Source organism: Bacteroides luti, assembly GCF_900128905.1.
GTDB lineage: Bacteria > Bacteroidota > Bacteroidia > Bacteroidales > Bacteroidaceae > Bacteroides > Bacteroides luti.
The window spans coordinates 40,470-61,020 of record NZ_FQTV01000011.1 but is presented as its reverse complement, the minus strand read 5'-3'; the positions used below and the strand labels follow the sequence as shown (position 1 = coordinate 61,020).

Here is a 20,551-nt window from a genome sequence, read left to right as displayed (position 1 = left end):
TTATATTAAAAATGGTGCAATTGTAGTGTGACTTTTAAAAGAAGAAGCCTCTCAATCTAATGATTAAGAGGCTTCTTAGTACCCAGAGCCGGGATCGAACCGGCATGGAAGTGAATCCACTGGTGTTTGAGACCAGCGCGTCTACCAATTCCGCCATCTGGGCGAATTGCGAGTGCAAAGATACAGCTTTTTTCTATATTTGCAATAGTTGAACTAAAAAAAGATGAAAAAAAGAGAAATAGGTTAAGATGAACACGCTTTTTATAAAATTAATAGTACCTTAGCGGAAACTTTTAAAATAGCTATTATCATGACAAACAGCAATAATTATTGTGTAATCATGGGTGGAGGTATAGGAAGTCGTTTCTGGCCTTTCAGTCGTAAAAGTCTCCCCAAACAATTTCTTGATTTTTTTGGAACAGGACGTTCTCTACTTCAACAAACTTATGATCGTTTCAGCAAAATTATACCTGCAGAAAACATATTTATTGTAACCAATGATTTATACTCTTCGTTGGTTAAAGAACAACTACCACAGTTATCACAAGATCAGATCTTATTAGAACCAACTCGCAGAAATACAGCACCTTGCATTGCATGGGCATCATATCATATTCAGGCAATTAATCCAAATGCAAATATAATAGTAGCTCCATCCGACCACCTGATTTTAAAAGAAGGTGAATTCCTGGAAGCTATAGAAAAAGGCTTGAAATTCGCAGCAAGCTCTAACAACCTGCTTACATTGGGTATTAAACCTAACAGACCAGAAACTGGTTATGGTTACATCCAGGTTGACGAGCAAAAAGACGGTGATTTTTATAAAGTAAAAACATTTACAGAAAAGCCTGAATTAGAGCTTGCTAAGGTTTTTTTGGAAAGCGGTGAATTCTACTGGAACTCGGGACTATTTATCTGGAATGTAAATTCTATATTAAAAGCATTCAATGAACTATTACCCGAATTAGTAGCCAAACTATCAGTCGGCGATAACATTTATGCAACCGAAAATGAGAAAGCATTCATCGATGAAAATTTCCCGGCATGCCCAAACATTTCAATAGACTTTGGAATAATGGAAAAAGCAGACAATGTGTATGTTTTAATGGGTGATTTTGGTTGGTCAGATCTTGGAACATGGGGATCGCTTTATGACTTATCTTCAAAAGACGAGAACAATAATGTTTCTCTGAAATGTGAGACATTAATGTATAACTGTAAAAATAACATTGTTGTATTACCAGAGGGAAAATTGGCAGTGCTTCAGAATATGGAAGATTATTTAATTGCAGAATCAGATAACGTTTTGTTAATCTGCAAGAAAGATGAAGAACATGCTATACGTAAGTTTGTAAACGATGCCCAAATAAAGATGGGCGAAGATTATATTTAATAGATCAACTATAAAAAAAGAATGCGCGTGATTATAATCATGCGCATTCTTTTTTTATAAATCGACCTTATTTTTCTCCCAAGCTGCTTTAATAGCAGAAGCTATCCCAACGAATTCTTCGTCAGACAGTTTTTGTTTAGGATTTGAGATAATCATATCTGATTCCTTATTAATTGGAATAAGATGAATATGAGCGTGAGGAACCTCCAGCCCCATAACAGCAACACCAACTCTTTTACAAGGAATAGCTTTCTCAATAGCCTTAGCTACGCTTTTTGCAAAAAGATGCATATCTGCCAATTCTTCATCTTCCATATCGAAAATATAATCCACTTCACGTCTAGGAATAACTAATGTATGTCCCTTAACCAAAGGATTAATATCCAGGAAAGCATAGAATTTATCGTTTTCAGCTATTTTATAGCTTGGTATCTCACCTGCTGCAATTTTACTAAATATTGTCGCCATTGTTCTATTGAATTTTATAGAGAAATATTCACCACTTCAAGAGATATCTTTCCTTGTGGAACTGTTATTTCTGCTATATCTCCAACTTTCTTTCCAAGAAGTCCTTTAGCTATCGGAGTTTTAACAGACAACTTGCCTTCTTTCAGATTAGCTTCACTTTCAGAAACAATAGTATACACCATCTTCATTCCGTTCTTTACATTCTTAAGTTCTACCTTATTCAGAATCTGAACAGAATCTGTTTTCAATTTAGACTCATCGATAATTTTAGCGTTGCCAACAATATTCTTCAACTGACTAATTTTCATTTCAAGCATACCCTGTGCTTCTTTTGCCGCATCATATTCTGCGTTTTCAGACAAGTCACCTTTATCTCTTGCTTCAGCAATCTGTCTTGAAATCTCAGGACGATTTACAGTTTCGAGAATTCTCAGTTCCTCAACTAATTTCTTGTAGCCTTCTTCTGACATATAAGCCATATTGATCCTCCTATTTTAATTAATTAATAATATTCTTTTTAAGCAATAAGCAATTTAACGGTCATATAAACAAAAAAGAATTCCAACATAGATATGTCGGAACCCTCTTTCTATTTGAATACTTTGCAAAGATAAGATTTTAAATAACACATGTCAAGCAAATTGGTATGCTTTGTAACATGTTTTACATAAAAGTCCTATATATTAGCAAATTAAAGAAGTTTTTGCAATCCAGATTCTATATTTTTAAGACTTTCAAAACGTGAATTAAGCTCGTTATTCTTATTAATCAAGAATAGAGTTGGCACGTTCTTTATATTATACAATGGAATATATCTTGATTCTGCTCCATCTTCATCACGAACACAGATCCAAGGTAATTTGTCTGTTACAGTTTTCCAATAATGTTCGTCGGCATCTAAAGAAACCTGATATATCTGCAAACCTTTGGATGCATATTTATTGTACAACTCACGTAAGTTAAGATTATGTTCGGCAGAAGCCTGACTCTGATAAACTACAAAATCTAATAACACGACCTTACCCTTTAACTGACTCAATTTACGAGAAACGCCTTGAACGTCTTTCAAGTCTATATCTATTAATCCTGCTTCTGAAATTTTATTTATTGGAATTTGCAGTGTTTTTTGTTTCGCCGGTCTGGTATTCTTCAGACCCTTGATAACAACATTATATAAATTTTTTGTTCTTACAGCATTTGGATAAGCATTGGTTAAACTTGTAGCCACAGCCTGAAAGCATCTAATATCTTCTTTGCTATTCATAGGATCGAAAGCATAATAATCGCCTATTCTCTGAAAAAGGGCAAAATAAGCATACGTCATATTAGGAGCAGCAAAAATATATTTAGTTTTCACCTTATCTTTATATTTGCTTATCATATCAGAAACGCTATCCTGAAAGACATCATTTGTAATCTTATTTCGTTGAGCATCTTTAACCAATCCATCAATCTTGTTTTGAAGATCAATCTGCATTAATGTAAGCTCTTTTATTTTTGCACAATTCTCTGAGCCAGTAATAGTGTAGCCAGTTGAAAAATCACCATATTTAGCTTTAAGATCAAGATTTTCAGTGCTGTCAACAGAAAAATTGATCACCTTCTCATCAATTCTCAATCTATAAAATTCTGGAGATTCCGGGCGCACCTGTTTAAAACTAAACTCCCCATCACTTTTCAATTTAACAGAATCAAGCGCTTCAACTCCTTCAATGCCAGAAGCTTCAAGATACAACATTTTTCCTTCGGCATCAGATACGGTTCCTTTGATATTGAATTTGGGCTCCTTGTTACAAGATGCTAAAACGAAAGCTCCAAATATGAATAAACTAATTTTTTTCATGATATAATTCTATAATTCGAACGGTTAATTTGTCATTAATGAGTTGCAAATATAGCCTTTTTCACGTTTAGACAAAGCATTTACTTATCTACTTCTCTTTAAAAAACGAAAAAAAACGATTTTACAGTAACTTTTTCACTCATTTACACTGTCTTAGAAATAAGAAATATATATCTTTGCCATAATTTTGAAAGAAAGAAATAGATAAAACAATTTTTATGATCAACCCAATTGTTAAAACAATCGAGCTAGGAGATGGAAGAACCATCACACTCGAGACGGGAAAATTGGCAAAACAGGCAGACGGTTCTGTAATGCTTCGCATGGGAAACACCATGTTGCTAGCTACTGTTTGTGCCGCTAAAGATGCAGTTCCCGGAACAGATTTCATGCCCTTACAGGTAGAGTACAAAGAAAAATACGCCGCATTCGGTCGTTTCCCTGGTGGTTTCACAAAAAGAGAAGGTAGAGCTTCTGATTATGAAATCCTTACCTGTCGTCTTGTAGACCGTGCTCTACGCCCATTATTCCCAGACAACTACCATGCAGAAGTATATGTAAACATTATCCTTTTCTCTGCAGATGGTGAAGATATGCCCGATGCTTTGGCAGGACTTGCTGCTTCTGCAGCATTAGCTGTTTCAGACATACCTTTCAACGGACCAATTTCTGAAGTACGTGTTGCACGTATTGACGGTAAGTTTGTTATTAACCAAACTTTCACTGAACTTGAAAAAGCTGACATGGATATCATAGTTGCTGCAACTTATGATAACATCATGATGGTTGAAGGTGAAATGAAAGAAGCTTCAGAAGCTGAACTATTGGAAGCAATGAAAGTTGCTCACGAAGCAATCAAAGTACATTGCAAGGCTCAAATAGAACTAGCTGAAGCTGTAGGTTCAACTGTTAAACGCGAATATTGCCACGAAGTAAACGATGACGAACTTCGCAAAGCTGTTCATGAAGCATGCTATGATAAATCATACGCAATAGCAGCATCAGGAAACAGAAACAAGCACGAACGTGAAGATGCGTTCAATGCTATCCGCGATGAATTCAAAGCTCAGTTATCTGAAGAGGAATTAGCTGAAAAGGGAGCTTTGATCGACAAATATTATCACGATGTAGAAAAAGAAGCTATGCGTCGTTGCATTCTTGATGAAGGCAAACGTCTTGACGGAAGAAAGACTACCGAAATTCGCCCAATCTGGAGTGAAGTAGGTTACTTACCAGGACCTCACGGATCTGCGATCTTTACCCGTGGTGAAACTCAATCTCTGACTTCTGTTACTTTAGGTACCAAGATGGATGAGAAAATCATTGATAATGTATTGGCAAAAGGAAAAGAACGTTTCTTGTTACACTATAATTTCCCTCCATTCAGTACAGGTGAAGCAAAAGCTCAACGAGGCACAGGCCGTCGCGAAATCGGACACGGAAACCTTGCTCACATGGCTTTAAAAAATATAATCCCAGATAACTATCCTTATGTAGTTCGTGTAGTATCTGAGATTCTTGAATCAAACGGTTCTTCTTCAATGGCTACTGTATGTGCCGGAACATTAGCTCTTATGGATGCTGGTGTGAAGATTAAGAAACCAGTTTCTGGTATCGCAATGGGATTAATCAAGAATGCAGGCGAAGATAAATTTGCTGTATTATCTGATATCCTGGGTGATGAAGACCACTTAGGCGATATGGACTTCAAGGTTACAGGAACAAAAGACGGTATTACTGCTACTCAGATGGATATCAAGGTAGACGGACTTTCTTTTGATATTCTGGAACAAGCACTGAGTCAAGCTAAAGAAGGTCGTATGCACATTCTTGGTAAGATGATGGAAACAATTCAAGAGCCTCGTGCTGACTTGAAAGACCATGCTCCACGTATTGAAACATTGATTATTCCTAAAGAATTCATTGGTGCAATTATCGGCCCTGGTGGAAAAATCATTCAAGGAATGCAGGAAGAAACTGGCGCAACTATCACTATCGAAGAGATTGAAGGTGTTGGTAAAATTGAAGTTTCAGGAACAAATAAAGCTGCTATTGATAATGCAATGCGCTTAATCAAGGGTATTGTTGCAGTACCTGAAGTTGGTGAAGTTTATAAAGGCAAAGTACGCTCAGTTATGCCTTATGGTGCATTCGTAGAATTCCTTCCAGGAAAAGACGGATTACTTCACATCTCTGAAATTGACTGGAAACGCCTTGAAACAGTTGAAGAAGCTGGAATCAAAGAAGGTGACGAAATTGAGGTTAAGTTAATCGATGTTGATTCTAAGACTGGTAAGTTCAAACTTTCTAAGAAAGCTTTAATGCCACGTCCACCAAAGAAAGAAGATAAGTAATTAAATACTTCCTTATATAACGAAAGGGGTTGTTCATTTTGAACAACCCCTTTTTTATGCTTATTCGGGTATCTTCTAAGCTTGTTTTCAAAGATTCAATTCCCGGAATATATTTTTAGCAGTAAAGGTCTTCTTTTACTTAGTCAATTCATAGAGTCGAAGAACCGATGGTTGAGGAAGTTTACCTGTTCGTTTCTGGTCACGATTAGGCGACAAAGCCTCCCAGCGAAGTACATACTGAATGTTCTTTTTGCTAGCTCCTGAATCTTTTATCTTATAAACCAACATACCCGGAAATGTAGAATCCAGAGTTTCCATTTCTTTTGGATAGATAGACGGAATAGATTCTTCACCTAAAGGAGCAAACGCACTCTCACTGGCAATAATCTGAGCATCTTTCAAGTTAAGTCGATGATATCCCATTGTTACCTTACCGTCTTTCACAATAGGGGCATCAATTAATAACTCATTGACAATAGTTCCACCACCTTTGAAATCCCAACGGTAATCCCAGTTGGTTTGCTTTACTGAATTCCACTTTCCACCTTTATTACGTGATAAGTAAAGCTGTGTATTCCCTTTATCATCATATTTATGATAACCAATCATTACCCGATTAGAAGAATCAAAACCTAGTTTAATACCTATATTAATAAGCCCCCCTTTCTCTGGAGTATTATCAACCACCAGACAAGAATCTTTCAAAGTAATAGGGAATCCTGCTTTTTCGCCATTCACACTTTCCCAATGAAGCAAATCTTTGCTACGTGCATAAGATAGAGTGTGATTACTTGAGCAATCAGGAGTTTCTCGCCATACCCATAATAAATGGAAATATCCATCCGGACCAAGAATTGGTCCCTGCATATAGGCATTTCGTTCTCCCTCACCATCAATTAAAGGTTTATCAATAAGTCTGCTCCAGGTTTGAGAAGATACATTCAACTCATTAAACACTTCATATCCATTGCCACTACGACCGTATCGATAATGAAAAAGAGTTTCACCCTTCGGACCATACATAAACTCAGGATAAGTAGTAACATCCTCTTCCTTTCCGGTCATCTTATGAAGAGCCTGAATAGAACTAATATCCCAAGGTTTTGCGCTTTTAAAATAAACAAGAGGAGAAGAGTGCATATTTCCTACTACATGAATATATCCGGCTTCATCCACAAGTAATGATATATAATTATGACTATCCCAAGGCACTTTTGTATCCAAGGACTCATAACTCCACTTTTTCTGATTCAGCTTACGGGAAGCCACAACCATCTGATGAGTAGTATCATAGTAAGCCAAATACTGATAATTGCCCTTAGTATAAAGAGCAAAGTTCACCGGAAAATCAGCCGGGACTTTTGCTATATCTACAACTCTTTTAATCTTTAATTTACCCTGCTCAACGACTTTCGACTGATTCAAATGAGCTGCTTTTCCAGTAGCTAAAAGAACAGCCCCCTCAAAAGAGGAAGCTGTTTGCGCCGTTGCTGATATTGCAGCGGCAAATAATAAAGTCGAATATAGAATTCGTTTAATACCCATCATCTTAATTAAATTATCTCCAATACAACAATCGACTTAGCTGGCATCTTCACCTTTAAGCCCTGTTTGGTAATTTTTGCATCCTTAAATTCTTTTGGCTGAACCTTTTCAGGAGCACCAAACTCATTATAATCGTCTACCTCTTTAGAAGTAAGGATACGGCCAGTTACCTTCGCAGCTTTTAATGAAGGAATATTAATTTCCACTTCTTCAGCATTGTCAATATCCGGATTTGCTATTGTTATATGTATAGCTCCCTTAGCATCTTTAGATGCAGAAGCACTCAACATAGGAACCGCACGATTCTTTTCAAGCTTCATTGTATCGCAAGAAAGAGTAAGCGGAAGATAAGTAGCATCCTGATGCACTTTATACATATCAAACACATAGTAAGTTGGAGTAAGTACCATTTGCTTTCCTTTGGTGAGAATCATTGACTGAAGCACATTAACAACCTGAGCAATATTCGCCATTTGAATACGATCACCATATTTATTGAATACATTCAAGGTAAGAGCAGCTACAAAAGCGTCACGCAAAGTATTCTGTTGAAAAAGGTGTCCAGGATTTGTACCCGGTTCTACATCCCACCAAGTTCCCCATTCATCGACCATCAATCCAATTTTCTTCTTTGCATCATATTTATCCATAATAGCAATGTGTTTCTTCACAACATCCTCTATTTCCAAACATTTGCCTAGAGTCCAGTAGTAATCATCCTTTGAGAATTTAGTAGCAGAACCTTTGCTTCCGTCCCATCCTTTCACAGTATAATAATGAAGAGATACACCATCCATCTTATTACCTATTTTCTTCATCAGAGTCTCTGTCCAGTCATAATCATAATCACTGGCACCACTGGCAATCTTGAACAACTTATTATCGTCATAATTTCTGCAGTAAGTAGAATAACGACGGTACAAATCAGCATAATAAGCAGGTTCCATGCTTCCTCCGCAACCCCAGCTTTCGTTTCCTACACCCAGGAACTTAACTTTCCAGGCTTTGTCACGACCATTTTTACGACGAAGATTAGCCATCGGACTATCGCCATCGGAAGTCATGTATTCCACCCATTTTGCAAGTTCTTCCACAGTACCACTACCTACATTTCCACTAATATAAGGTTCACAACCTAGCAGTTCGCAAAGATTAAGGAACTCGTGTGTACCAAAACTGTTATCCTCTATTGTACCTCCCCAGTTATTATTAACCATCTTAGGACGATTTTCTTTAGGCCCGATACCATCCGTCCAGTGATATTCATCGGCAAAACATCCACCCGGCCAACGAAGATTTGGAATTTGTAAATTCTTTAAAGCTCCCAACACATCTGTACGATAACCTTTCGTGTTTGGAATATCAGAATTTTCCCCTACCCAAAGTCCGCCATAGATACAGCTGCCAAGGTGTTCGGCAAAATGTCCGTAAATGTGTTTACTGATTTTTTGTGTTCCTTGTTCAGGATTAATTTCGATTGTAGCTTTCTTCTGCGCGGAAAGAGATAAGCTTGCGGCAAGTAAAGTGCCTAAAAGAAGCGATTTCCTCATGTCTTTAAAAGTATTAAATATATTTATAATGATATCATAACAAATTATACATTACAAATATAACTACTTTCAACCAATTTATGGTTCAAATAAGGAGCATAAGGGTAGACAAATGTATCAAAAGCACCAATTTAAGCAATTATTAGTTGCTTTATAAGCACTGCTATTTTGTGATAGATAAAAAATTAGCGAGATTGTTTATCTCGCTAACAAAATATAACTAAGCCTTCCTGGCTCTTCGCCCAGCACATGCCTGCATGTTGGTTTTTCCTGGTTTAAAGAATGCTTGTCTCACTGCTTTCTCAAAACTTTCATGCATGCTTGATTTACCAAATTTAGGAATCACCGGTTTGGTTGTTTTTCCTGGTTCGGGAAGGACAGATCTCGGCATTTTTTCTCCCCCAAAGTTCGGCAATATCCTGGTAATGAATTTCCCGAGATTGCTCATCTTCGATTTTTTCTCCATGATAAATTGAGTTTAAATATAAATACCCTTGTATTTATGTAACGCTCCTATTTCGCATTTGTTCGGTAAAAAGCCGACAAATTCAACCCATCTGATATTATAAAAAAAGGAATATTTAACCGTTTTTACATTCATAAGCGGAGCAAATGCACTTTCTTTGCAGAGAAAGAATGAAGCATAAACATTATTTAAATGAAGTTTAAAGTAAACAACAAGCAATTACTTCTCTTAGCTGGAATGGTATGGATAGTGGCCGGAATTAACATCTTAAGAATTGGCATTCTCACATGGCTCACAGACTCCCAATGTTGGTTATTTAAAGCAGGAGAGGCAACCATTGTTTTCCTTCTCTTTTTCAATCTGATATTCAGAAGGCTATATATAAAACATACAGACCGAATTTGCAAAAAAGCCAATAATAACCACCTACTTTCATTCTTCGACCTCAAAGGATGGATCATTATGCTCTTTATGATCACCCTCGGAGTAACAGTCCGCAAGTTCCAACTCCTGCCAAACTCTTTTATCTCGGTATTTTATACCGGACTCTCAACAGCCTTAATTATTACCGGTATTCTATTTTTCCGCAAAGGTATCAGTTAAAAGTCAAAATCATCTTCCACATCTTCCACTAAAATGGACAAAATGCCCTTGCAGAAAGACTTTCAGCTGGTAGCAGATAAAATTATTCAACCAATCATCTGCTACTAAATCTTGCTTATCTGCTACAAACCATGGCTATCTGCCACTAAATTCAGCACTCCACAGCATCATAGTAAGATACTCTCACTTATAATTGGGTGAGAAATGTTCAGCTTTAAATAGCAAGATAAAACTGAGCATAGCTTGTGGTAATAAGCATATTAACTACTTTCCCCAGATAAATTAACCAAATTTGCAAAGAAACATAAGTAAGCCCTCGGCCGCGGGCCCATGGGTTCATGAATGAAGGCCCATGGGTTCTTGAATGCAGGCTTACTTAGATAAAATGCAAGAAATGGTTAGCTCATTAAATAAGACACCGTACATTAGTTAGTTAAACAAGCTGTTGATTTCAGAATTATAACGCAATCTGAAAAACTGATTGGTGGCAGATAACTGATTTTAGTGGGAGATGAATTGTATAGTAATTTTATCTGCCACCAAGCTATTATATTATGGATCAAGGCTTTGATGCCTATTTAGTAGCAGGTGGCAGATAAAGTGATGAAAAAGAATATTTCATTCCAGAGATTTTAAAAAGGTATCGGAGCTAATTAACTATTATTTAAGGATATAGATAATTTAATAGCGTTTATTAACGGAGCTGATACTTTACTTGTTGAAGCTTTATACACAAAAGTAAAAAAATGCTTATTACAACATATTTTTGGATAAGTTGAGAATAATTCTAAAAAAAGAGTAGTCTAAATCTTTAACATAAGTATCGAAAATAAAAAACAAACAAGAATACACAAATAATGAATTAAGTTTTTATATTTGTAACATATAAATGTCAAGCATTATACATTATTCATAGTATCAATGAACAGAATAAATGTAGCATAATATCAATTACAAATCATTAAAACATTTAGCAATGAATACCTTAGAACAAATCAAAAATGAAATTACGTCTTTGTACAATGACTTTTATGAAAAGAATGAAATTGATCCTAAAGTAGGAATCTGGCATAATGCACCAGAAGGTAAAGAACTTCGATTTGCAACTATGCCACATATCGGAGAACATTATGCTGAAGCTGATAAAAAAATATTGTTTGTTGGACTTGACATTGGGATGGAGGAAGAAAAATACATTATTCCTTTAAAGTATCGTAGAGATTGCTTTGTACATGAAATCAAGAACTGTCCAAATGCTCACGTATCAGGAATGATGATAACTACATTATTTCTTCAACGTGAAAAATATACAGAATTATGGAATGAAGTTTTAGCACATCGTAATTTGCAAAACAGAGCGATTATAAATAAAATGCGAGATAGTTTCCATTCTATTCTTGATAATGTAGCACAAACTAATTTCTACAAATTTGTTACTGTAGGTCGTACTTCTCGAACAGGTGCAAGCGACAGACAATTCTTTGGTGAAGAACAAGGGAAAATAGAAGACCTTTTTCTTAAGGAGGTAGAAATACTAAATCCAGATATTATTTGGTTTCAAGGAAAAGAATTTGAAGGATATTCAGTTTATCGTGAACTTAAAAAAACTTCAAAGAAAGTGATTGTATCTTGTCATCCTTCATATATAAGAGCATGCACGCCTAATTACATAATAGAATTAACAAAAAATCTAGAAAAGCAATAACACAATAATCATTAGAAAAAGTAAATCTCAGTTATTCACCGATATATGGCTAATCGACTGTATATAGTTTCTATATGATCGATTAAAGAAGGAATACTAGTATTGCTTTGGTGCCATTATAAAACTTCATGGCTATTTTTTACGGCGGTAAAATTTACCCCCGTTAAAAATAGCCATGATAAAAAATGATCAATCTTATAGTCATGAAAAAGATATTATCAATTGTTATACTGTTCATATACTCAGTAGCATTATACGCACAGAAAGATGTAATCCAATTTCTTGGCATTCCTGTAAATGGGAACAAATCTGTAATGATACAGAAATTAAAAGCAAAAGGATATAAAAGTAATCCATATAATAAAGATGTATTATTTGGCGAATTTAATGGAGCAAAAGTCAATATACATATTGTAACAAACAACAATAAGGTATGTCGAATTATAGTTTGTGATGCCAATACAATGGATGAGAGCGATATTAAAATAAGATTCAATAATTTATGCCAGCAGTTTCAGAATAATAAAAAGTATATTCCAGCATCTCTATCATCACCAGACTTCACAATATCAGATGATGAAAAGATATCTTATGAATTATTAGTAAATAAAAAGCGATACGAAGCAGCTTATTATCAACTGCCAGCAACCGTGGATTCTATTTTTGCCTCAAAAGAAATGCGTTCCGTCCTCTTGTCGAAATACACAGAAGAGCAACTATCTAATCAAACAGAAGAATTACAAAAAGATATGATAATGACTGGCTTTTCATATATGATGGAAAAATATTCAAAGAAGTCAGTTTGGTTTATGATTAATGAGGATTATGGAAAATATTATATTTCAATATTCTATGACAATGAATACAACAGAGCAAACGGAGAAGATTTATAATAACAAATAAAGAATAAAAATATGAAGAAGAGAATTTACCCCTCTAAGATTTATATTAAATGTAATAAAACAAAATATAGCTTCGAGAAACTGCAAATGCGATGTAAAGAAGAGGCAGAAAAACTATCAGCAACTATTGAGATTTCGAATCAATCGAAGATTTCAGTTTCTTTCTGGACATTCGACTTTCCAGAACTTATTTGTGTAGGAAATTTTAGCAAGGATGAAAGTGGTTCTATTGTATATGAATTAGATTTCTCGGAATCCACATTGTGATTCAACAAATTAACAGTATCGTCAACTTAGTTAAATACTAAATATTTTATCTTTCAGAAAAGAAATATAATTATTATGCAGATAATTACAATCTCGAAAGAGAATCTGACACAGGAGCACATTTGTTGCGCCATAGCCAGCAACAAAAGTATAATGGTGTCTACAAAGAAAGCATGGATGGAAGCACGACTTGATGACGGACTTATTTTTAAAAAAGGTGACGTACGCGGCAAATGCTTTATCGAATATATTCCTGCCGAGAAAGCATGGGCACCAATCAGCGCCGAAGGCTATATGTACATCAATTGCCTATGGGTATCAGGACAATTTAAGGGACATGGCAATGCTAATCTGTTGCTCGACGAGTGTATCAGCGACAGCAAGGCAAAGGGAAAGAAAGGATTAGTTATTCTCTCGTCAAATAAGAATACAGCATTTCTCGCTGACCCTAAATTTTTGAAACATAAGAAATTCTTGCTTGCCGATGAAGCTGAACCTTTTTTCCAACTAATGTATCTACCGTTTGATACTTCAGATAAGAATGCCGCCAAACCACGATTCATGCCACAAGTGAAATCACAACAAACATCAGAATATGATAAAGGAGTCACCATTTATTATACTCATCAATGCCCGTTCACGTCAAAGTATGTTCCGCTAATCGAAATCGTTGCTAACGAAATGAACATTCCTTTTCGCACAATATTAATAGAGTCAGCAGAGCAAGCACAGTCTTCACCTACCCCTTTTACAACATATTCGTTATTTAATGATGGTAAATTCATAACACATGAAATATTATCAGAACCTAAATTTCTAAAAATTATGGCGGCGCTGGGATATAATCGCTAATATAAAACTCCAATTAGTCTTTGACTCGTCTTTTTGGGCATAGTGCAAAGCAAATATTTTTGTATCTATCTTTTTAGCAAGATAGGGAAAGCCGTCCGTATAAGTTTGCCATACATTTGCATACGATAAAGGGACTAAAAGTTGGTTCCGTTCGTTAAAGCATATACAACCATTGAGTCATGCAACAAAAGTTATCAACAAGAGAGGAGTATTCCAAGCGGATAAACATCGTGATAGAATACATTAACAACCACCTGAGCGAAGAAATGTCGGTAGAGACACTGGCCTGTATCTCTAATTTCTCGCCTTATCATTTCCACCGCATTATGCGAGCCGTACTCGGTGAACCTGTTGGCGCATTTATCACAAGAATGCGGGTCGAGACTGCAGCCCGACTATTGCGTTACTCAGATATGCCCATCCAGGAAGTAGCTTATAAAGTGGGATATGATGTGCCAAGTTCTCTATCGAAAGCTTTTAAGACATTCTATGGTATTTCGCCAAACGAATATCCTAACAACAAAACTTATTCAATTATGAAACCAATTCAAGTTAATCCTGATTTTAAATTAGAGCAAAGGATTGTTGACCTCAAGTCGATGCAGGCTATTTACATTCACCTTCAGGGAGATTATAACAATAACGATTACGGTGCGGCATGGGGAAAACTTTGGGAGCATGTTCACAAATCAGGACTGTTCACTGAACAGATGTCTCGTCTGTGCAGCAATACGCCAAAGTCGCATATATTAAGAAAGATGTGCGATGAGACAGGGATCAATCACATCTGTATTTATCATGATGATCCTAAAGTAACTGAGGGGGATAAGCAGCGCGCTGATGTTTGTTTGTCTATCAAAGCAAAGGTTGAACCAAAAGGTGAAATCGGGGTTAAACAGATAGAAGGTGGCAAATATGTTGCTTTTCTATACAAAGGCCCATACAGCAACCTTGGAAGTGTATATGATACGATTTATGGTAAGTCTATTTTTGAGTTCAAACATCTGCTGGCTTCTCGTCCTGGTTTTGAGGTCTATCTTAACGACCCTGAATGCACCAAACCAGAAGACTTGATGACCGAGATTTATGTGCCAATAGAGTAAACCATGTTCACGCATTCTGTAACAATCACATTCTGTCCACCATTGTGGATCGCATTATTTGAGATTTACGATAGTGGACAGTATTCTGTTGCCCGGGAAATAATAGGGAGTTCAGAGCCAACAGGTTCAGATACGAAGCTGTTCTTTGAAAGACTTGACTACAACAGATTACGATATACAAAGAATTTGGAAGAGTCCGCTAATACTGAAAATAAAAAAATCAGTTATAAGAAATTGCAGAAGAAAGTTAAACGCGAAACAGAGAATATAAATTTCAAATATGCTTTTACTAAGGCACAAGTTGAATTAAAGAAACAGCAAGAAGAAAAGAAAGCCAATAGCAAACGTCAGTTAAAGGAAATACGTATTGCATTAGAAGAAAAGAAATTTGAAATAAAACAAATCAAAAGAAAAGATAAACATCGTGGACATTAACCCCAACCTGAATTATCATTTACACAATTATATGGATGGTCCCGATATTTTTTGCCGCTATTATAAAATTTCATAACTACTATTTTTACGGCTGTAAATTTTACCATCGTTGCAAAGATTATAGAGATGTCTATTTACAAATAAAGACATTGGAGTTGCTAACTAAAATCGAACATAAAGTTAAGCTAAATGTTTTAACTAATTATGGGAGAAAGAAAAGAATATTGTTCCTGATGAAATCTCCACCTTAAATCTTCATTCTCATGGCTTTCATCCAGAAATAGAAGTTCAGGATTTTCCCATTAGAGGCAAAGCTGTTTTTCTTCGTATAAAAAGACGCAGATGGAAAGATATTGATACTGGAAAGGTTTATTCTCGAGATTGGAGGATTGTTGCTCACGGAACTCGCATCACTGCAGAGTTCGGTTCTTTTTTAAAAGAATTACTTAGACAATAATGCTGTCAGTGCAGAATCTGTAGCTTCCTTCAATAAACTTAATGGCAAACAGCTACAACGATACTATAAAGATACATTGAGTGATTTTCATTCATGGAACCAATTATCTCATGCTGAGGATTATCTTCTTTATTCCAAGAATATAGGCCCTAATCTGTGTATTGATGAAACATCCTTCTCGTGTGGCGAACTTTATACCCTTCTATTAAACAGAGATGCTCATGGAAAAAAGGGCAGTATTATTGCTATTGTAAAAGGTACTAAAGCAGATACGGTTACAGAGATTATCAAAAAGATACCTATAAAAGAAAGATATAAAGTACGTGAAGTAACATTGGATATGTCTCCAAGCATGCAGAAGATTATCCGGTCATGCTTTCCTAAAGCAACCCAGGTTGTTGACAGATTCCATGTTCAGAAACAGGTCTTTGATGCATTACAGGAGTTACGCGTAGCTTATAGATGGCAAGTTATAAGAGAGGAAGAAAAGAATATTAAAGAGGCTAAAAGAAAAGGTATAGAATACAAATCAAAAGAATTAGAAAATGGCGACACACTCAGGCAATTGCTCGTCAGAAGCCGGTTTCTTCTATTTAAAGCACCTAATAAATGGGGAGAATCACAAAAACAAAGAGCTGAAATCTTGTTTAATTATTTTCCAGATATAAAACACATGTACTATCACTGTATAAGAGTCGGGAGTATTTTCTCGCAAACAAAAGATAAAAATGTGGCACGTTTAAAGTTTGCCAAATGGTATGAGGAGGTAGAAAATCAAGGGTATCCTAACTTCTCTGCAATAATATCTATGTTTGAGAATCATTCGGAAAGAATATTAAACTATTTTGAAAATCGAAGTACTAACGCTGCAGCAGAATCTTTTAATGCAAAACTAAAGGCTTTTAGAGCATCTTTTAGAGGAGTTAATGATATGAAATTCTTTCTTTACAGAGTGGCTAAAATTTACGCATAAGCTGATGAAACTTTTAACATTCCCACAAATTTATTGACTGATCCAAAAGAAGTAATTAAGAAGAATTGGGGGCAGAAATTAAAAAAGCTCCGTAAATTATTCATTTACGAAGCTTTTAAGGATGCACCTTTGTACCCGAAGCGGGACTTGAACCCGCACAGCTGCAATAGCCAAAGGATTTTAAGTCCTTCGTGTCTACCATTCCACCATCCGGGCATCCTTGATAGAGAGCGAAAGACGGGACTCGAACCCGCGACCCTAACCTTGGCAAGGTTATGCTCTACCAACTGAGCTACTTTCGCGTTTTAACGGGTGCAAAGATATGACTATTTCCTATATCTGCCAAATTTTTCCTTAACTTTTTTGCGCATTTCTTTAATTACTTACGTAAAGCTTATCCTGACTTTGAACTATTACCCTATAATCTTTCAAATATTCAGTGCCCACACCATTGGGGGCACCATAGTTATTTAAATCGTATATAGTACTGCATTTAGGACATACAGCTTTTCCCAAGCCATCGTTAGTAAGTTCTACTATTACATCACGGCTTGCTTCAACCGGACAAGCTGCGTCATAAGCACAATAGCCATTGTAATATGAATTGCCTATAATCAATCCTCCGAATCCTAGCTTTACATTGTGCTCATTCATGGTTACCGGTACAAAACAGCCTGGTAATCGTATCGATTGAAACTTAGCTTGTAGCAAGTCTACTTCAAAGCCAAACCTTCCAACATTCGGTATGCTAGATTCAAAGCTATCTCCACATGAGACTGTGCAAAATAGCAATGAGATAAAAAGGATCAGCTTCTTCATTATTATCAGCTTCTATGGTTTTATTGAAGAGATCAGAGAACTGATTTGATTAACTTCATCATCTGTAAACTCTAAATTCTCTACGGTCTTTAAATTGTCGCTTAATTGCTTAACAGAACTTGCACCAACAATTACAGATGTAACCCGTTCGTCTTTAAGAACCCATGCTAATGCCATTTGAGCAAGAGTTTGGCCTCGCCTCTGGGCTATTTCATTCAATTGACGGGCAATTACTATCTTATCTTCCGTTACCTGATCTTTTTTCAGGAATCCTGTAGATTTTGCGGCACGTGAATCTTCTGGAATGCCATGCAGATATTTATTAGTCAGTATCCCTTGTGCTAATGGCGAGAAAGCAATAAAACCTGCTCCGAATTCGTCGGCCAAAGCCAACGTTCCATTCTCCACTTCGCGGTCGAACATGCTATATCGGGATTGATTTATCAGACAAGGAACGCCATTATCCTTTAGCATCTGATATGCAATTCTGGCTTTCTCGGGTGGATACTTGGAAATACCTGCATAAAGAGCTTTACCTCTTTTTACAATATCGATAAGTGCCTGAATTGTTTCTTCAACTGGAGTAACCCCATCATAACGATGAGAATAAAAGATATCAAAGTATTCGAGACCGGTTCTACGAAGGCTTTGGTCGATACTTGCCATCAGATTCTTTCTGGAACTACCATCACCATAAGGGCCAGCCCACATTTCGTGTCCGGCTTTGGAAGAGATAATCATCTCGTCACGATATCCCTGAAAGTTATTTTTTAAGATTTTCCCGAAGTTTATTTCTGCAGAACCAGGGCTAGGACCATAATTATTTGCTAAGTCGAAATGGGTAATACCATTGTCGAATGCATACTTAACCATATCGGTTGCAATACCGAAATCGTCAACATCACCAAAGTTATGCCACAGTCCCAAAGAAATACGGGGAAGTAACAGACCGCTGTTTCCGCAATACTTATATTGCATCTTGCCGAAATACCGGTCCTTTGCAGGTTCGTATTCCATAATATTATATATTAAGATTAAGAATTATCTTCCTAAAAGGCCTTTTTCAGCCTGAATCATTTTATCGAAGTTGAATCCGTCAACAATATTCTGCATTAACAAAGATATTTTTTCGTTGCACAGATTACCTATACTTCCTTCGTGTGTATGGTCAACAGTCTTTTCGTGAGTAAATTTACCAGCTTCGATATCTAGTCCCACTTTTTTATAAGCATCACGGAAAGGCATTCCTTCCGCAGCAAGACGGTTTACCTCTTCAACACTGAAGATAAGAAGGTATTTATCATCGTCAAGAATATGTTCATTGACTTTAATTTCGTTCATGATATAAGTTGTCATGTGAAGACAATCTTTCAATTCCTGAAAAGCAGGAATAAAGACTTCTTTTATAATCTGCAGATCTCTGAAATATCCTGAAGGCAGATTATTGGCAATCATCATGATTTGTTGAGGTAGAGATTGAATCTTGTTGCATTTGGCACGAGTAAGTTCAAATACATCCGGATTCTTTTTGTGTGGCATAATGCTTGAACCTGTTGTACATTCATCAGGCAACTTCACAAAGTTGAAGTTCTGACTGTTAAACATACAAGCATCAAAAGCCAGTTTTGAGATTGTGCCCGCAATACTTGCCAGGGCAAAAGCTACATTTCTTTCCATCTTTCCGCGCCCCATCTGTGCATAAACCACATTGTAGTTCATAGAGTCGAAGCCCAAAAGATTTGTTGTAAGGGTTCGGTTTAAAGGAAAAGAAGATCCATAACCGGCAGCAGACCCAAGTGGATTGCGGTTACACATTTTAAATGCTGCCTGCAAAAACATCATATCGTCTACCAGGCTTTCTGCATAAGCACCAAACCATAATCCAAAAGAAGAAGGCATGGCTATTTGAAGATGCGTATAACCAGGCATCAGAACCTTTTTATATTTTTCGCTCTGTGCTATTAAAACATGAAACAGTTGTTCAACCATATCTGCAATTTCCTGCAGCTGAGTACGGGTAAACAACTTTAAATCCAAAAGAACCTGATCGTTTCTTGAACGGCCACTATGAATTTTTTTTCCTACATCACCTAATTTACGAGTAAGCATCAATTCTACTTGGGAATGAACATCTTCTACGCCTTCTTCGATAACAAATGTTCCATTTTCGGCAGTAGCATAGATGTTCTTCAATTCCTCAAGAAGAAGATGAAGCTCCTCAGATGTGAGCAGATCAATGGTTTGAAGCATAGTAATGTGTGCCATTGAGCCAATAACGTCATGTTTAGCCAGAAAGATATCCATCTCCCGGTCACGACCGACTGTAAATTTCTCAATATCCTTATTTACTTGTACACTCTTCTCCCAAAGTTTCTGCGCCATAATTTTTGTTTTATTTTTAATAAGGAATCTTAGATAGCATTTCTGCCATTTTCTCTAATCCATCCTTGAGCGGCTTTTGAATCATTCCTTTAATAAAAGGATTGATCTCAGCCTTAATTGTAAGTTTAATCTTGCACTCTTCGTCAGCCGTTGGTACAATCTGTATCCAAAGGTTGAAAGGAAGAGGCGAATTTGTTGTTTCGAATTTAATACACTTCTCAGGCTCACGTTCACAGATACGAAGTGTTATCTTACCAACAGGAGCGATGCTAAAGCTTAAACTGTCTGAATCAAAACTTAAATCCTGAATTTTATCGGCCGGCAAGCGGTCTTTAACTCCTTCCAGATTACTTAAATCAGAAAGTTTACCGTATACACGCCCATGAGCGTAAGGAATAACCTTTATATCACTTTCAAATTGAGTCATAATTATT

The 20,551-nt window shown here is 36.3% G+C and carries 20 protein-coding genes, 3 tRNA genes and 1 pseudogene; 11 read left to right on the top strand and 13 right to left on the bottom strand.

The genetic code is table 11. The annotated features are described in order from the left end of the window. Positions 1-79 precede the first annotated feature (79 nt). Positions 80-163 (bottom strand) — tRNA-Leu (locus tag BUC21_RS10945). 147 nt (positions 164-310) lie between these two features. On the opposite strand from BUC21_RS10945, the gene BUC21_RS10940 reads away from it, so the two are divergent. Next, the gene (locus tag BUC21_RS10940) at positions 311-1,393 is read left to right on the top strand and encodes a mannose-1-phosphate guanylyltransferase (RefSeq protein WP_073402278.1); all 1,083 of its coding nucleotides are present in this window, start codon (positions 311-313) and stop codon (positions 1,391-1,393) included. 54 nt (positions 1,394-1,447) lie between these two features. On the opposite strand, the gene BUC21_RS10935 is transcribed toward BUC21_RS10940, so the two are convergent. The 3 genes from BUC21_RS10935 to BUC21_RS10925 form a co-directional block, all read right to left on the bottom strand. Next, on the bottom strand, positions 1,448-1,861 hold the full coding sequence (locus tag BUC21_RS10935) for an HIT family protein (RefSeq protein WP_073402275.1): 414 nt from the start codon (positions 1,859-1,861) through the stop codon (positions 1,448-1,450). 14 nt (positions 1,862-1,875) lie between these two features. Further along, complete coding sequence (gene greA / locus BUC21_RS10930; protein ID WP_073402272.1) at positions 1,876-2,340, bottom strand: transcription elongation factor GreA; 465 nt, start codon at positions 2,338-2,340, stop codon at positions 1,876-1,878. 212 nt (positions 2,341-2,552) lie between these two features. Further along, the gene (locus BUC21_RS10925; RefSeq protein ID WP_073402269.1) at positions 2,553-3,704 is read right to left on the bottom strand and encodes a thioredoxin-like domain-containing protein; all 1,152 of its coding nucleotides are present in this window, start codon (positions 3,702-3,704) and stop codon (positions 2,553-2,555) included. A gap of 218 nt (positions 3,705-3,922) precedes the next feature. Here BUC21_RS10925 and pnp point away from each other — a divergent pair, with 218 nt between their 5' ends. Further along, positions 3,923-6,058, top strand: a complete 2,136-nt coding sequence (gene pnp, locus BUC21_RS10920) for a polyribonucleotide nucleotidyltransferase (RefSeq protein ID WP_073402267.1) — start codon at positions 3,923-3,925, stop codon at positions 6,056-6,058. A gap of 135 nt (positions 6,059-6,193) precedes the next feature. On the opposite strand, the gene BUC21_RS10915 is transcribed toward pnp, so the two are convergent. The 3 genes from BUC21_RS10915 to BUC21_RS10905 form a co-directional block, all read right to left on the bottom strand. Then, the gene (locus tag BUC21_RS10915) at positions 6,194-7,606 is read right to left on the bottom strand and encodes a BNR repeat-containing protein (RefSeq protein WP_083547678.1); all 1,413 of its coding nucleotides are present in this window, start codon (positions 7,604-7,606) and stop codon (positions 6,194-6,196) included. Between the two features lie 5 nt (positions 7,607-7,611). After that, positions 7,612-9,153: an alpha-N-arabinofuranosidase gene (locus BUC21_RS10910; protein WP_073402264.1), complete on the bottom strand. Its 1,542-nt coding sequence runs from the start codon at positions 9,151-9,153 to the stop codon at positions 7,612-7,614. Positions 9,154-9,373: 220 nt separating this feature from the next. Beyond that, positions 9,374-9,601 carry a hypothetical protein gene (locus BUC21_RS10905; protein ID WP_139261410.1) on the bottom strand — a complete coding sequence of 76 codons (228 nt, stop codon included), beginning with the start codon at positions 9,599-9,601 and terminating at the stop codon, positions 9,374-9,376. A gap of 210 nt (positions 9,602-9,811) precedes the next feature. Here BUC21_RS10905 and BUC21_RS10900 point away from each other — a divergent pair, with 210 nt between their 5' ends. From BUC21_RS10900 to BUC21_RS10860, 9 genes and pseudogenes are all read left to right on the top strand, one after another. After that, positions 9,812-10,222, top strand: a complete 411-nt coding sequence (locus tag BUC21_RS10900; protein WP_073402258.1) for a hypothetical protein — start codon at positions 9,812-9,814, stop codon at positions 10,220-10,222. A 976-nt stretch (positions 10,223-11,198) separates the two neighbouring features. Further along, entirely contained in the window at positions 11,199-11,927 is a 729-nt protein-coding gene (locus BUC21_RS10895) for a hypothetical protein (RefSeq protein ID WP_073402256.1), read from the top strand. A gap of 203 nt (positions 11,928-12,130) precedes the next feature. Continuing rightward, a complete protein-coding gene (locus tag BUC21_RS10890; protein ID WP_073402508.1) occupies positions 12,131-12,820 on the top strand; it encodes a hypothetical protein in 690 nt (229 codons plus the stop codon). Positions 12,821-12,841: 21 nt separating this feature from the next. Next, positions 12,842-13,096 carry a hypothetical protein gene (locus tag BUC21_RS10885; RefSeq protein WP_139261408.1) on the top strand — a complete coding sequence of 85 codons (255 nt, stop codon included), beginning with the start codon at positions 12,842-12,844 and terminating at the stop codon, positions 13,094-13,096. A gap of 75 nt (positions 13,097-13,171) precedes the next feature. Further along, positions 13,172-13,948 carry a YoaP domain-containing protein gene (locus BUC21_RS10880; RefSeq protein WP_073402251.1) on the top strand — a complete coding sequence of 259 codons (777 nt, stop codon included), beginning with the start codon at positions 13,172-13,174 and terminating at the stop codon, positions 13,946-13,948. Positions 13,949-14,127: 179 nt separating this feature from the next. Beyond that, on the top strand, positions 14,128-15,051 hold the full coding sequence (locus BUC21_RS10875; RefSeq protein ID WP_073402249.1) for an AraC family transcriptional regulator: 924 nt from the start codon (positions 14,128-14,130) through the stop codon (positions 15,049-15,051). A 3-nt stretch (positions 15,052-15,054) separates the two neighbouring features. Beyond that, positions 15,055-15,486, top strand: coding sequence for a YjdF family protein (locus tag BUC21_RS10870; RefSeq protein ID WP_073402246.1), 432 nt, complete (start codon positions 15,055-15,057; stop codon positions 15,484-15,486). Between the two features lie 223 nt (positions 15,487-15,709). Then, positions 15,710-15,943 carry an ISAon1 family transposase N-terminal region protein gene (locus BUC21_RS16800; RefSeq protein ID WP_449374832.1) on the top strand — a complete coding sequence of 78 codons (234 nt, stop codon included), beginning with the start codon at positions 15,710-15,712 and terminating at the stop codon, positions 15,941-15,943. Positions 15,944-15,992: 49 nt separating this feature from the next. Then, positions 15,993-16,916: pseudogene (locus tag BUC21_RS10860) on the top strand (ISAon1 family transposase); the annotation flags it as partial. Positions 16,917-17,048: 132 nt separating this feature from the next. On the opposite strand, the gene BUC21_RS10855 reads toward BUC21_RS10860, so the two are convergent. From BUC21_RS10855 to BUC21_RS10830, 6 genes are all read right to left on the bottom strand, one after another. After that, a tRNA-Leu gene (locus BUC21_RS10855) sits at positions 17,049-17,132 on the bottom strand. Positions 17,133-17,145: 13 nt separating this feature from the next. Next, positions 17,146-17,218 (bottom strand) — tRNA-Gly (locus tag BUC21_RS10850). 73 nt (positions 17,219-17,291) lie between these two features. Beyond that, positions 17,292-17,735, bottom strand: coding sequence for a hypothetical protein (locus BUC21_RS10845; protein ID WP_073402240.1), 444 nt, complete (start codon positions 17,733-17,735; stop codon positions 17,292-17,294). Between the two features lie 12 nt (positions 17,736-17,747). Next, positions 17,748-18,752 carry an aldo/keto reductase gene (locus BUC21_RS10840; RefSeq protein ID WP_073402236.1) on the bottom strand — a complete coding sequence of 335 codons (1,005 nt, stop codon included), beginning with the start codon at positions 18,750-18,752 and terminating at the stop codon, positions 17,748-17,750. Positions 18,753-18,776: 24 nt separating this feature from the next. After that, the gene (gene argH, locus BUC21_RS10835; protein WP_073402233.1) at positions 18,777-20,117 is read right to left on the bottom strand and encodes an argininosuccinate lyase; all 1,341 of its coding nucleotides are present in this window, start codon (positions 20,115-20,117) and stop codon (positions 18,777-18,779) included. A 16-nt stretch (positions 20,118-20,133) separates the two neighbouring features. After that, complete coding sequence (locus tag BUC21_RS10830; protein ID WP_073402230.1) at positions 20,134-20,544, bottom strand: SRPBCC family protein; 411 nt, start codon at positions 20,542-20,544, stop codon at positions 20,134-20,136. Between the last annotated feature and the right edge of the window lie 7 nt (positions 20,545-20,551).

Excerpts from the sequence above, each read along its gene's own strand:
- BUC21_RS10900 (WP_073402258.1), top strand. The coding sequence starts at position 9,812 with ATGAAGTTTAAAGTAAACAACAAGCAATTACTTCTCTTAGCTGGAATG.
- BUC21_RS10940 (WP_073402278.1), top strand. The coding sequence starts at position 311 with ATGACAAACAGCAATAATTATTGTGTAATCATGGGTGGAGGTATAGGA.
- BUC21_RS10910 (WP_073402264.1), bottom strand. The coding sequence starts at position 9,153 with ATGAGGAAATCGCTTCTTTTAGGCACTTTACTTGCCGCAAGCTTATCT.
- BUC21_RS10840 (WP_073402236.1), bottom strand. The coding sequence starts at position 18,752 with ATGGAATACGAACCTGCAAAGGACCGGTATTTCGGCAAGATGCAATAT.
- BUC21_RS10935 (WP_073402275.1), bottom strand. The coding sequence starts at position 1,861 with ATGGCGACAATATTTAGTAAAATTGCAGCAGGTGAGATACCAAGCTAT.
- BUC21_RS10875 (WP_073402249.1), top strand. The coding sequence starts at position 14,128 with ATGCAACAAAAGTTATCAACAAGAGAGGAGTATTCCAAGCGGATAAAC.
- pnp (WP_073402267.1), top strand. The coding sequence starts at position 3,923 with ATGATCAACCCAATTGTTAAAACAATCGAGCTAGGAGATGGAAGAACC.
- BUC21_RS10830 (WP_073402230.1), bottom strand. The coding sequence starts at position 20,544 with ATGACTCAATTTGAAAGTGATATAAAGGTTATTCCTTACGCTCATGGG.
- BUC21_RS10925 (WP_073402269.1), bottom strand. The coding sequence starts at position 3,704 with ATGAAAAAAATTAGTTTATTCATATTTGGAGCTTTCGTTTTAGCATCT.
- BUC21_RS10915 (WP_083547678.1), bottom strand. The coding sequence starts at position 7,606 with ATGATGGGTATTAAACGAATTCTATATTCGACTTTATTATTTGCCGCT.
- BUC21_RS10890 (WP_073402508.1), top strand. The coding sequence starts at position 12,131 with ATGAAAAAGATATTATCAATTGTTATACTGTTCATATACTCAGTAGCA.
- BUC21_RS10885 (WP_139261408.1), top strand. The coding sequence starts at position 12,842 with ATGAAGAAGAGAATTTACCCCTCTAAGATTTATATTAAATGTAATAAA.
- BUC21_RS10895 (WP_073402256.1), top strand. The coding sequence starts at position 11,199 with ATGAATACCTTAGAACAAATCAAAAATGAAATTACGTCTTTGTACAAT.
- argH (WP_073402233.1), bottom strand. The coding sequence starts at position 20,117 with ATGGCGCAGAAACTTTGGGAGAAGAGTGTACAAGTAAATAAGGATATT.
- BUC21_RS10905 (WP_139261410.1), bottom strand. The coding sequence starts at position 9,601 with ATGAGCAATCTCGGGAAATTCATTACCAGGATATTGCCGAACTTTGGG.
- BUC21_RS10880 (WP_073402251.1), top strand. The coding sequence starts at position 13,172 with ATGCAGATAATTACAATCTCGAAAGAGAATCTGACACAGGAGCACATT.
- greA (WP_073402272.1), bottom strand. The coding sequence starts at position 2,340 with ATGGCTTATATGTCAGAAGAAGGCTACAAGAAATTAGTTGAGGAACTG.
- BUC21_RS10870 (WP_073402246.1), top strand. The coding sequence starts at position 15,055 with ATGTTCACGCATTCTGTAACAATCACATTCTGTCCACCATTGTGGATC.
- BUC21_RS10845 (WP_073402240.1), bottom strand. The coding sequence starts at position 17,735 with ATGAAGAAGCTGATCCTTTTTATCTCATTGCTATTTTGCACAGTCTCA.